Source organism: Nitrospirota bacterium (genome assembly GCA_013388455.1).
In the GTDB taxonomy this organism is placed as follows: Bacteria; Nitrospirota; Thermodesulfovibrionia; order Thermodesulfovibrionales; family SM23-35; genus JACAFF01.
In genome coordinates this window covers 98,338-110,765 of the sequence record JACAFF010000022.1, presented here as the reverse complement: position 1 = coordinate 110,765, position 12,428 = coordinate 98,338, and the positions used below count along the sequence as shown (strand labels likewise).

The following is a 12,428-nucleotide window of genomic DNA, read 5'->3' as shown; positions in this document are numbered from 1 at the left end:
AGGACCTCAAAAATAGCTTGACAATTTTTTTTGCACTGTGGTAATCTTCCCCTGTTTTTCAATCTACTTAAGGGAAGGTGTAAAATGCTTGAAATTAATAAATGGATACTTGTACTTGCCATTAATTTTTTCATTTTGCTCTTCATTTTAAATGCCATACTTTTCAAACCCATCATGAGAATCTTCAAAGAAAGAGAAGATACGGTAAAGGGTGCTCTCGATGCTGCAAAGGAAATGAGCAATAAAAGAGAAGAAGAGATTGCAAGGTTAAACCGTGAGTTGCTCGAAGCAAGAACTAAGGCAAAGGAAGTCTTCGATGCTTTGAAAGCAGAAGGATTAAACAGGCAAAAAGAGGTTATATCTGCTACTACCGTTGAAGCAACTGCAATGCTCGAAAAGGCAAAGGCTGAGATCAGAGCTGAAGCTGAAAAGGCACGGAGTTCATTGAGGGCAGAGGTTGATAAATTTTCAGATGAAATAGTTAGAAAGTTGGTGAAGGTATGATAAGAACAGATAAAGAATTAAAAGTTAAAAACAAAAAGTTAAGAACACTTATCTTACCATTATTTATCTCCGGTATCGTTTTTACATCTTATGCTTTTGGAAGTAGCGGAGGTGAGGAGGCTGCTCATACGCCACTTTGGAAAGATTATATGTGGAAGATTATCAATTTTGCAGTCCTGATAATTATCCTCTGGAAATTTGCAAAAAAACCTTTCCAGAATTTCTTGAAAAATAGAACCGAGTTAATCGAAAAAACACTTAATGAAGCCAAGGCTGCAAAAGAGGCTGCGATGAAAGCATTACAGGAAGTTGAGGAGAGGCTTAAAACAAAGGATGCAGAGATTGAATCCGTTATTTCTGCATCAAGACGTGCTGGGGAGCAAGAACGTGACAAAATAATAGCAGAGACAGAGAAACTGAAAGAAAAGATATTAGAACAGGCTAAAACAAATATTCAATTCGAATTAAAACACGCAAAAGAACAGATAAAAGCTGAGGCTGTTAATCTGGCTATAGAGCTTGCTGAAAAGAAAATCAAAGATAAGATAACTAAAGAAGATCAGGAGAAACTCCTTGATGAATCCCTCATGAAAATAGGAGGAAGAGGGTGAAAAAGACAAAGGAAGCACATAAATATGCAAAAGCATTATTGGTAAATGTAGGCCTTGACGAAGTAGAAAAAACATTAAGAGAACTTGCTGTTATGAATGATTTAATAATGAAGAGCAAGGAGCTAAGAAATTTCCTTGTCAGTCCACAATTCACAGCGGATGAAAGAACAAAGGTAATACAGTTGATAGCGCAAAAAATGAGTATTTCTGAATATACTGTAAAATTAATACTACATCTGTCTGAAGTAGGACTAATCCTGACCCTTTCGGATATTATAAGAATAGCCACAAATATTTATCTTGAAAGGAAGAAAAAGGCAAAGGCAGTTGTAATGACTCCTGTAGAGATAGGTAAAGAGCGCGAAAGCACTATTAAATCTTCGCTTAAGAAATTAATGGACAGGGATGTAGACATAGATTATGTTGTTGACCCTTCCCTGCTTGGTGGAATTCTCGTAAAAATAGGCAGTACAATGTATGATACCAGCATAAGAAGCCAGTTAAGGCTTTTAAAAGATGAGCTAATAAAGGGGTGAAATTATGGCAATTGAAGGAATCAAAACAGAAGAAATAAGTGAGCTGTTAAAGAAACAAATTACTGATTTTGAGAAAAAGGTTGATGTAAGTGAGATCGGTACTGTTACTTACGTTGGTGATGGTGTTGCAAGGATTTATGGACTCGACAATTGTATGAACCTGGAGATGCTCGAGTTCCCGAATGGTGTTTTTGGAATGGCACTTAACCTTGAAGAAGATGCTGTTGGTGCTGTTCTCTTCGGTGAAGACAAACTCGTTAAGGAGGGTGACATAGTCAAGCGAACAGGCAAGGTTATGGAAGTCCCTGTTGGCGAAGGTCTTATAGGAAGGGTTGTTAATGCAATTGGGCAACCAATTGACGGAAAAGGACCAATACAAACAAAAGAAACCAGGCTCGTTGAAATAGTAGCACCAGGTATTATTAGAAGACAGCCTGTTAACCAGCCATTGCAGACAGGTCTTAAGGCAATCGATTCAATGATCCCTATCGGAAGAGGACAGAGAGAACTCTGTATTGGTGACCGCCAGATCGGGAAAACCGCTATTCTAATTGACACTATTATTAATCAAAAGGGTGGAGATGTTATTTGTATTTACTGTGCTGTTGGTCAGAGAAGACCAGCAGTTGTTAATACCGTAAAGAAACTTGAAGATATGGGTGCAATGGAGCATACTATCGTCGTTGTTGCAACAGCAAGTGAACCTGCACCAATGCAATATATAGCACCATATGTTGCATGTACTATGGGTGAATATTTCAGAGATTCCGGCAGACATGCTTTTGTTGGATATGATGACCTCACAAAACAGGCACACGCATATAGACAACTTTCTCTTATTCTTAGAAGACCACCTGCACGTGAAGCATACCCTGGTGATGTCTTTTATTTGCATTCAAGGTTGTTAGAGCGGGCTGCAAAAATGAGCGATGCTATGGGTGGTGGTTCACTTACAGCTATCCCTGTTATTGAGACTCAGGCTGGAGACGTTTCAGGATATATACCGACAAACGTTATTTCCATTACTGACGGGCAGATATACCTTGAGCCAGAACTTTTCTATGGTGGTATCAGACCAGCGGTTAACGCTGGTCTGTCAGTTAGCCGAGTTGGTGGTGCGGCTCAGATAAAAGCAATGAAACAAATAGCTGGAATGCTCAGACTTGATCTTGCACAGTATAGAGAGCTTGCTGCATTTGCACAGTTTGCATCAGATCTTGATAAGGCAACACTTGCACAGATTGAAAGAGGGAAACGAATGATCGAACTTCTTAAACAGGATCAATATGTGCCTATGCCAGTTGAGGATCAGATTATAGTTATCTTTGCAGGAACTCAGGGATTTCTCGATGATCTTCCTGTGGAAGCTGTTAGGCCATTTGAAGAAGGATTGCTTAGATATGTAAGGGCAGAGAAGCAGGATCTTAGAAAGGAAATTATAACAAAGCAGGCACTTGATGACGACCTGAGGGCAAAAATTACTGATGCTATAACAGCATTTAAGAAGACTTTTCAGGCATAATTACCTTTAAGTAGGAGAGAATATAGATGCCAACGTTAAGGGATATCAGAAAAAGATTAAGAGCGATACAGAATACAAAAAAGATAACAGCAGCTATGAAAATGGTTGCTGCTGCAAAATTGAGGAAGGTCCAGGACAGAATGTTGAATTTCAGGCCGTATGCTACCCGTATGGAGACTGTTCTATCAGACCTTGCAAAAGTTGCAGAAAGGGAGATTCATCCACTTCTTGCTTTGAGACCAAGGAAGAAAGTTGAGGTACTGGTTATTACATCAGATAAAGGTCTATGTGGTGCTTTTAATGCAAATCTTCTCAGGTATACTGCAAAATACCTCGACAGTCTCAGACATGAAGGTGTTGAATTAAGCATGAATATAGTTGGAAGAAAAGCGCGTGATTACTTCCGTAGAAGAAATGTCCAGATGCGGAAGACATGGCTTGGGCTTTCGGGGAAAATAACCTATTCGGACGCACAAAATATTGCAAAAGATTTAATTGAGAATTATGTCAACGAAACGATGGATGAAGTAGTCGTTATATATAATGAATTTAAATCTTTGATATCACAGAAGGTTACTACATTGAAGCTTCTTCCTATTGGTACACTTGAGCCAGAAGGTGAAGCAGCAAAAGAGTCTTCCGTTTTTGGTGATTATATGTATGAGCCTTCACGTCAGAGGATTTTTGAAACATTATTGCCAAAACACATTGAGATCCAGATTTACAGGGCATTACTTGAATCATCTGCATCAGAAGAAGCAGCAAGAATGACAGCTATGGAAAATGCTACGAAGAACTGTTCCGAAATGATTGATAAAGTAACACTCTTAGCAAATAAGGTCAGGCAAGCTTCAATAACCAAAGAATTAATGGATGTTGTTGGTGGTGTTGAAGCACTGAAGGGATAAAACGGGTCTAAAGTATGAAGCTTTTATTGATAAAGGGGGTATAAACCATGAATGTAGGAAAAGTTGTACAGGTTATTGGTGCAGTTGTTGATATCGAATTTGAGAAGCAATTACCAAAGATACGCGATGCTATAAGAATAGATGTGGCAGCAGATCCTGCAAAGGGCATACCGGAAATACATCTTACTTTAGAAACAGCGCAACATCTGGGCGAAAATAAGGTCAGAACAATAGCTATGTCAGCAACAGATGGACTTGTTAGAGGAATGCCTGCTGTTGACACAGGTAATCCTATAATGGTACCTGTTGGAGAGGCTGCTCTGGGCAGAATAATGAATGTTATCGGTGAACCAGTCGATGAGTTGGGTCCTATCGAAGCTAAGGAAAAATCACCCATTCATAAGCCCGCTCCAGAATTTGTTGAGCAGGAAGCTACTACACAGGCATTTGAGACGGGGGTTAAAGTCTTTGACCTTCTGATCCCATTTGTTAGAGGGGGTAAAATGGGGATGTTCGGAGGCGCTGGAGTCGGCAAAACCGTTATCATTATGGAGATGATTCATAATATCGCTATGGTACACGGTGGTGTTTCGGTCTTTGCAGGTGTTGGTGAAAGGACAAGAGAAGGAAATGACCTGTACCTTGAAATGAAACATTCTGGTGTTCTACCAAAAGCCGCGCTAATTTATGGCCAGATGAATGAACCACCCGGTGCGAGGGCGAATGTTGGTCTGAGCGCTCTATCAGTTGCTGAATATTTCAGAGATCAGGGTCAGGACGTTCTTATATTTATTGACAATATATTCAGATATACACTTGCTTGGGCAGAAGTTTCCGCACTCTTAGGAAGAATGCCCTCTGCTGTTGGTTATCAGCCAACTCTTGGAACGGACATGGGTGCACTTCAGGAAAGGATTACAACAACAAAGAAAGGCGCAATTACAGCTATGCAGGCAATATATGTTCCTGCAGACGACCTTACAGACCCAGCTGTTGCAACAGCTTTTACGCATCTTGATGGTAGTGTTGTTCTCTCAAGACAGATTGCAGAGCTTGGTATTTATCCTGCTGTTGACCCTCTGGATTCAACTTCAAGAATCCTTGATCCTAAAGTAATCGGCGAAGAACATTATACCGTAGCCAGGAATGTGCAAAAGACTCTCCAGAGATATAAAGAACTGCAGGATATTATTGCAATACTTGGTATCGAGGAATTATCCGAAGATGATAAATTAATCGTTGCAAGAGCAAGAAAGCTACAGAGATTTCTAAGCCAGCCTTTCCATGTTGCTGAAACATTTACCGGTAACCCTGGTAAATATGTAAAGACTGAAGATACAATAAAAGGATTTAAAGCACTTGTAGAAGGTAAATATGATGATATGCCAGAACAGGCTTTCTATATGGTTGGACCAATTGAAGAGGCTGAGGAAAAGGCAAAGAAACTCGGTTGGAGCAGAGAGCTATAAAGTAAAGAACAAAGGGAGAATAGTTCATGGAGACAAAGTTAAAACTTGAAGTTGTTACCCCTTACGGTCTTGTAATAAGTGAAGAAGTTGACGAAGTAGTCTGTTCAGGAAGTGAAGGTGAATTTGGTGTGTTACCGGGGCATGTCCCCTTTTTTACTACCCTTAAGATAGGAATGCTTGCTTACAAGATCGGTAATACAGTTAAATATGTTTTTGTCAACTGGGGATATGCTGAGGCTGGTCCTGATAGAGTTTTAGTCCTTGCTGACAGTGCAGAAAAAGCTGAAGATATAGATGTTGAAAGAGCGAAAGCCGCAATGAAGAGGGCAGAAGAGAGGCTCAAAAAGTTAGAAGAGTTTGATTTTGCAAGGGCAACTTCATCTCTTGAAAGGGCTGTTACAAGAATACAGATAGCACAGAGAAAAACAGGATAAATTTTAGTTTAGTTTTTTTATTATTTTGTAAAAAGGCCATGCATTTTTGTATGGCCTTTTTTATAAAACTTTTAATGCCATTTGCCTGTCTTTATAGTTAACCTAAAAATGCATTTAAAATAATGCAGATGTTAATTCCTCCCTTGCCAAGTGGGACGAAGGGGCCTATCGAATTAAAGAAATTTTTGAGCAATGTCTGCATTTTTCGGCTTTAGATAAACTTTTTTTAATTAGAGTTATAGCTTGTGCTAATATGGCATAAAAATTGATAATTTGTAGATTCTTATGGTATAAAAGTTTTAGTTATTTTGGAGATGTGCTCATTTGGATAGAGAAAATATACTTGTTATAGATGATGAGGCTTCTATAAGAAGTCTCTCTGAAGATATCCTGACGAAGTTTCAATATAATGTGAAAACTGCCTCTAATGGAGAGGAAGGCATCTATCTTTTGGAAAAGGAAAAATTTGACCTGATATTAACAGATGTCAAAATGCCAAAGATAGATGGGCTGGATGTTGTAAGTCATGTTCGCTCAAAAAATAACGAGATACCGATTATTATTATCACAGGTTATGGAACCCTTGATATAGCAATAAAGAGTTTGAGATTAGGTGCTCAGGGTTTTTTATTAAAACCATTTACTCCATCAGAACTAATAGGGGCAGTAACCGAAGCACTGGAAAAGATTAAGTTGCTCAATGAAAATATCAGAATGCGGGCTTTAATGCCTCTTTTTGAAGTGAGCAAAGAGATTATAGGAGAGGTTGACCCGAAAAGGCTCCTTAAATCAATCGTTGATATTGCAGTGAAGGAAACACATGCTGATAAGGTATGGCTTGCATTGATAGATGAAGCCAATTCTCGGATGACTATAAAAGAATGGTATGGATTAACTTCACAATTTGTAAGAGATTTTGGACATGAATATTCCGATATTATTACTTCATTAATTGCAAAAGAGAAAAAACCTTATCTTATAAGTCCTGATAAGAAAGTTCCTTTAGAGCTTGAAAAGATCAGGATGCTTGAAGAAATATCATCAGCTATCTTTGTGCCTTTAACTATAAGGAGTAAGATGATAGGGCTTCTATGTATTTGCAGGATCAGCACTCAAGATCCGTTTACTACTTCAGATCTGGAGCTAATTTCTGTTTTGAGCGGGCAGGCTGCTGCTGCTATTGAAAATGCGCGCCTTTACGAGAAACTTGAACAGTCTTATCTTTCTACAATCATAACGCTTTCAGGTGTTGTTGAGGCAAGGGATCAATATACGGATAAGCATATGAAAGATATTTCCGAATACTCCGTTGAGATTGCTAAGAAACTTAAACTTCCAGACGATGAGATTGAAAATATAAGAAAAGCAGCACTTTTACATGATCTTGGTAAGATATCTGTGCCAGATAGAATATTAATGAAACCAGGTAAACTTTCTGAAGAAGAAATGGATGTCATTAAAAAACATCCATCAAACGGTGCAAAGCTTATTGAAAAGGTTGAACCATTAAGATACGCCAGAGAGATCATCAGGCATCATCAGGAATGTTTTGACGGAACAGGGTATCCTGATGGTCTAAAAGGAGAAGATATTCCTCTTGGAGCAAGGATTATAGCTGTTGCAGATGCATTCGGTGCAATGACAACCAGCCGTCCTTATAGAGAAGCACTTTCGATCAATGATGCTGTAAATGAGCTGAAAAAGTATTCAGGCATACAATTCGATCCTCAGATTGTGGAAATATTCCTATCTATTCTTAAAGAAAACAATGTCTTATAAAGTTTTCTTGAAAAGTTTTGTATCCTATGAATATTACGCTCGATAGTATCTGCAATATACAACTCTATCAATCAAAAACAGGATACCGTTTTTCTGTAGATTCACTGCTTCTATATGATTTTGTAAATCTAAGAACTTCAAAAAGTATTGCTGATTTTGGTGCAGGTTCAGGCATTGTTGGAATTTTACTTGCAAGAAAATATCCTGAGGCACATGTTACACTCTTTGAAATACAGGAAAGTCTTGCAAAGCTTGCAGAAGAAAATGTGCGGCTAAATAAACTTGAAAAAAGGGTGAGTGTTGTAAAAACTGATATAAAAATGCTTCCTAAAAGAAGTATATTTGATTTGATTGTATCAAATCCTCCGTTTAGAAGACTCAAAAGCGGACGCATAAATATTGAGGAAGAAAGAGCTATTGCGAGACACGAGATAAATCTGAGTCTCTCAGATCTCATTAAATCAGCAGCGAATACAGTGTTAGCTAAAGGACGGTTTTGCTTAATATACCATCCATGGAGACTTTCTGAACTTTTCGTGACGCTAAGAAAAAATGATTTTGAGCCTAAAAGGTTGCGTTTCATTCATTCGAATCCTTCTACAGAAGCAAAAATGGTTTTGCTGGAATCAGTAAAAGGAGGAAAAATTGGATTAAAAATAGAAAAACCCCTTTACATTTACGAGGAAAGTGGCGAATATACAGAAGAAATAAAAAATATATATAATAAGTCTTAAATCTTAGCATGGAAATACTTGAAAATTATCTATCATATGCTTCAGCAGAAAAAGGATTATCCATGAATTCTGTTGAATCATATGAATTTGATTTAAAGAAATTCCAGAATTTTCTCACTTCAAAAGAAAAGGATTTTATTAGTTTCTCAAGAACTGATATCATTGACTTTATTGAAACATTAAGAGATAAAGGTTATTCACTGTCAAGCATATGCAGATTAATGTCGTCAATAAAAGGTTTATGTAAATATCTTATTATTGAAGACTTAAGAAAGGATGACCCCTCAGAAAGCCTAAAATCACCAAAGCGATGGGAAAGGCTTCCAAAGTCACTCAGCATTGTTGATATAAGAGCTTTTCTTGAATCAAGTTTGTCACAAGCATCTGACGCCATTTCAGTAAGAAACCATGTGATGTTTGAACTTATGTACTCTTCAGGTTTGCGAGTCAGTGAGATCATATCTCTGAAACTTGAAGATGTTAATCTGGAGGCTGGATTTTTACGTGTTATGGGAAAGGGCTCAAAAGAGAGGATTGTGCCGGTAAACTTAAGGGCTGTTGAAGCTATTAAACAATATTTAGTGCATCAGAGATTGAAAATCCTTAAAAAGAAGAAATCGCCTTTTCTTTTTATTACTAATAGAGGCAGACCGATGACAAGACAACGTTTCTGGCAGGCGATTAAGGAGTTAGGCAGAAATCTCGGGATTCAAATTTCTCCTCATGTTATGCGGCACACTTTTGCAACACATTTACTTGAAGGTGGAGCAGATCTAAGGTCATTACAAAAGATGCTTGGCCATTCTGACATATCGACAACACAGATATATACAAAAGTCACTGCTGAGAGGCTCAAGCAGGTTTATTCAAAGCATCACCCAAGGGCATAAAAAAGATTACCTTGTCCATAAAGTCTTATTTAACCAATATCATTCATGAATTTTTAAGATATAGACAGGACATAGTATTTAAACGGATGAATAATGCAGATGTTGTGAGAAAATTTATTTTTCGATACCTATCGAGTTAAAGAAATTATTGAGCAATGTCTGCATTATTCTTTTTTAGCAAGGATGTGTTTATTTTCAACATACGTATTTAAATTCGCAATATACTTTTTCATCAGTTCAGGAACTTCCTGATAATCAGGAGGCAGATAATCGGTTCCTGTGGTGATGACATTTTTCTGTCTGTATCTGCCTGCATTCTCAAAATCTATCTGCTGAAAAAAGAGCTTATGGAGAAACAAAATATCTTCCTCTGATATCGGCCTGCCCATCAGAGTGTAAATATGGTCATAAGCCTTTGCGTGTCCTATTGCCTCATAATGTTCTCTCAGGGATTTCCCACCTATTGTTATGCATAACCTTTGTTTCCGACTCTGTAAGCGTATTGCCCTCGATTGCATTGGATGTGTATGTCAGCCCAATGCGGTAATAGTCTTTCAGTTGTTTTACAACATGTTCTGAAAAAGGACGGTAACCGTCAAGGTCAAATTTGATTGAGTCAATTCTATTGAGGATGTTTTTAATTTCCGTTATCATGCTTTTTGTCTTTTAATTGCAAACATTTACTATGCAAGTAAGAGAGCTATATGCCAATCTATACTTTGTCATTCCGTCTTGTGATGGAGAGATTTGAACAATTATTTTCCTCATCTTTCAATAGAAATCTAAAGAATCATAATCATCATCAGTTAATCCATAGCGTTTTAACATTTCAAAGTTTTTTAATAACGCACCTCGTTCTTGATGATAAGCTTCAGGATGATAAAGAACAACGCAATCTTTATAACTATCAAGTAAAGCTATAATGTCTTCTTTCTTCATTTTGTCTATTTTTAAGTCAGGATAATATTCATTAACTGCTTCTAAAAGATTTTCCAACGCTTCTCCTGCAGTAATCAAAAGTACAGGTTCATCAGGATTTATGCCTACTCTTTTCAATAAAAACGATGCTTCCATCCCCATAACCTCCTTATTTGTATTTCCTACTTGTCTTTGGATATGTCCATTTATTTCATGGAAGTCATAGCAGTCAAAAAAATACTTGTAGAAATTGATAATCATTTATCTCGTGTAGCGATAACCAGTTTATTTTGTAAATGGTACAAGTCTATAGAGAAATTTGCCCTCTGATAACCGTGATTCTCCCTCATTTTCTTCTTGAAAGGTTATAAGTTCTTCTTTTGTAGGAATGTATTTTTCAAAATGATAAGGAATACCATCGATCAAAAGTATAGCTCCATATATATGTTCACCGATTCTTTCATCCTCTGGATGAAAAGGTCCTTCCATATCAACAATTACACTTTCTCGTGTTTCATAATCTTTAATTTCTACAAAGTAAGGTTCCATCACTCCTCCTTCTTTTAAAACTTCCAACTAAATATTATCTCTTGGATTCTGTGCAAGTTTTTTTTCTGTAATTCGTTAATTGCTTTATGTTATAAATCAATTTTTGTGCCTGGTATCTTGAAATATCTACTTCTTTCCAAATTTTTCTTTATATTTATAAATTGTCTTTGGAGTGCTATACAAACTTTCTTTTACCATTAATATTTGCTGTTTTGATTTATCTTTTCTCTTGTAACTCAAAGTTATTACCCCTTTTTCTTCATAGCCTGAACCTCTCCTTTTTCCATGCCAGAAACTTTGCCTTTGTCAGTTTTAATTGTTTATCAATCCCGTTAAAAATTTTGTTGACCTCTGCTTCTGTATATTCATAAGAACTCTTATTCGAACAATTTCCGAGTATTCTTATCTTCTCAAGAATCTCGTTAGTACGTTTAGATGCTATTCTTTTAAACCGTTCATGCCTGCTTTCCTGTTTCATAAATGTTCCAAATATTAAAATTATGTTCAAAATATATAATTATTATTTATAAATGTCAATAAAATAATTGCTATATTTATATAAAATAACTAAAAAACATTCAATCTATTATACTACATATAAAATTGTATAAATTTATTAAGGAGTTAAGGCAGTTGTGGGCTTGAAGGGCAGAATGATTTTTATGTAAGTTTGTGTTATTCATTCAAAAACTATTCTGTTCATGCAAGAGACAATTATTCCTTAGATGAACTACCGATTACTTTATTTATCTCCCTGTCCATCTACTTTTCAATGAAAATGATCTTTATCTTCTTCTTTGGAGTCCATCCATGCTTATGCGGCTTGCATAAAGCACATCCTTTTGATTTTTTGTCTTTATATACTTTTCCCATATTATCTTTCAAATTTCGCCATACATCTTGAAATCTATAAACTCTTTTATCCTTAAAAAATTTTTTACATTAGATGTGACTACAACTGCTCCGATTCGCCTTGCTGAAAGGGCAATCAAAACATCATTAGTTATTTTTAATAAAAATTTTTCTTCAAAGACATATTTCTGGCCGAGCTTGGTAATAACCTTTCCTGTTTTTTGCCAGTCAGATGCCTCTGGAACAACTATGCGACCAATATCTTCAAAAGTTTCATACATCCTGTCTAAACATTTAATAGACTTGTTATCAAAGGCGCCTGCATAAAGCTCCTCAACAACTACTGCACTCATATAAAACAATGGTTTATATTCAAGATTAAGTACAGGATGTGCAATTCCTGAATTAATAAAGGGAATGTATATCGAGGTATCAATGATAACTTTAGTGAGGTAATCTACCATAAACGTCTTTTATACAGCCCTTGCCCTTGATTTACATAAGCATTTTCTCTATTTTGCTGTTTGATATCACAAGATCTAATGCCTTGTCTACAGCTTCTGTGTCTGTTTTTGCCCTTGTAATTTCTCTGACAGATTTAATTTTTTTGAATCAAGAATAAACTGTTTCCTCATTTTCAATGCATTACTCATTCTGATCACCTCCTTTCATGTGTATTTTATGGAATTATATACACATTGTTAATTGGTTGTAGTCATATC

General features: G+C 36.6%; 15 protein-coding genes. 10 read left to right on the top strand and 5 right to left on the bottom strand.

Annotation, left to right across the window (positions count from 1 at the left end; all coding sequences use genetic code 11):
* Positions 1–84 precede the first annotated feature (84 nt).
* The 10 genes from HXY53_05380 to xerD all read left to right on the top strand — a co-directional run bounded on the left by HXY53_05380 (position 85) and on the right by xerD (position 9,387).
* Positions 85–504 (top strand): hypothetical protein, encoded by a 420-nt coding sequence (locus tag HXY53_05380; protein NWF75993.1) that lies wholly within the window; start codon positions 85–87, stop codon positions 502–504.
* Entirely contained in the window at positions 501–1,115 is a 615-nt protein-coding gene (gene atpF / locus HXY53_05375; protein ID NWF75992.1) for a F0F1 ATP synthase subunit B, read from the top strand. Before HXY53_05380 ends, atpF begins: the two co-directional genes overlap by 4 nt.
* Positions 1,112–1,651 (top strand): ATP synthase F1 subunit delta, encoded by a 540-nt coding sequence (gene atpH / locus HXY53_05370; GenBank protein ID NWF75991.1) that lies wholly within the window; start codon positions 1,112–1,114, stop codon positions 1,649–1,651. Before atpF ends, atpH begins: the two co-directional genes overlap by 4 nt.
* A 4-nt stretch (positions 1,652–1,655) precedes the next feature.
* A complete protein-coding gene (locus HXY53_05365) occupies positions 1,656–3,173 on the top strand; it encodes a F0F1 ATP synthase subunit alpha (protein ID NWF75990.1) in 1,518 nt (505 codons plus the stop codon).
* A 26-nt stretch (positions 3,174–3,199) separates the two neighbouring features.
* Entirely contained in the window at positions 3,200–4,081 is an 882-nt protein-coding gene (gene atpG, locus HXY53_05360) for an ATP synthase F1 subunit gamma (protein NWF75989.1), read from the top strand.
* Positions 4,082–4,128: 47 nt separating this feature from the next.
* Positions 4,129–5,550, top strand: a complete 1,422-nt coding sequence (atpD, locus tag HXY53_05355; protein NWF75988.1) for a F0F1 ATP synthase subunit beta — start codon at positions 4,129–4,131, stop codon at positions 5,548–5,550.
* Positions 5,551–5,576: 26 nt separating this feature from the next.
* A complete protein-coding gene (locus HXY53_05350; GenBank protein NWF75987.1) occupies positions 5,577–5,984 on the top strand; it encodes a F0F1 ATP synthase subunit epsilon in 408 nt (135 codons plus the stop codon).
* Positions 5,985–6,308: 324 nt separating this feature from the next.
* Positions 6,309–7,763, top strand: a complete 1,455-nt coding sequence (locus tag HXY53_05345; protein NWF75986.1) for a response regulator — start codon at positions 6,309–6,311, stop codon at positions 7,761–7,763.
* Positions 7,764–7,789: 26 nt separating this feature from the next.
* Entirely contained in the window at positions 7,790–8,497 is a 708-nt protein-coding gene (locus tag HXY53_05340) for a tRNA1(Val) (adenine(37)-N6)-methyltransferase (protein ID NWF75985.1), read from the top strand.
* Positions 8,498–8,505: 8 nt separating this feature from the next.
* A complete protein-coding gene (gene xerD, locus HXY53_05335) occupies positions 8,506–9,387 on the top strand; it encodes a site-specific tyrosine recombinase XerD (protein ID NWF75984.1) in 882 nt (293 codons plus the stop codon).
* 164 nt (positions 9,388–9,551) lie between these two features.
* On the opposite strand, the gene HXY53_05330 is transcribed toward xerD, so the two are convergent.
* The 5 genes from HXY53_05330 to HXY53_05310 form a co-directional block, all read right to left on the bottom strand.
* Complete coding sequence (locus HXY53_05330) at positions 9,552–9,905, bottom strand: Fic family protein (GenBank protein NWF75983.1); 354 nt, start codon at positions 9,903–9,905, stop codon at positions 9,552–9,554.
* Between the two features lie 253 nt (positions 9,906–10,158).
* Positions 10,159–10,461 carry a hypothetical protein gene (locus HXY53_05325; protein NWF75982.1) on the bottom strand — a complete coding sequence of 101 codons (303 nt, stop codon included), beginning with the start codon at positions 10,459–10,461 and terminating at the stop codon, positions 10,159–10,161.
* Between the two features lie 129 nt (positions 10,462–10,590).
* Positions 10,591–10,854 (bottom strand): hypothetical protein, encoded by a 264-nt coding sequence (locus HXY53_05320; GenBank protein NWF75981.1) that lies wholly within the window; start codon positions 10,852–10,854, stop codon positions 10,591–10,593.
* 259 nt (positions 10,855–11,113) lie between these two features.
* Positions 11,114–11,332, bottom strand: coding sequence for a hypothetical protein (locus HXY53_05315; protein ID NWF75980.1), 219 nt, complete (start codon positions 11,330–11,332; stop codon positions 11,114–11,116).
* Positions 11,333–11,735: 403 nt separating this feature from the next.
* On the bottom strand, positions 11,736–12,170 hold the full coding sequence (locus HXY53_05310) for a type II toxin-antitoxin system VapC family toxin (protein NWF75979.1): 435 nt from the start codon (positions 12,168–12,170) through the stop codon (positions 11,736–11,738).
* Between the last annotated feature and the right edge of the window lie 258 nt (positions 12,171–12,428).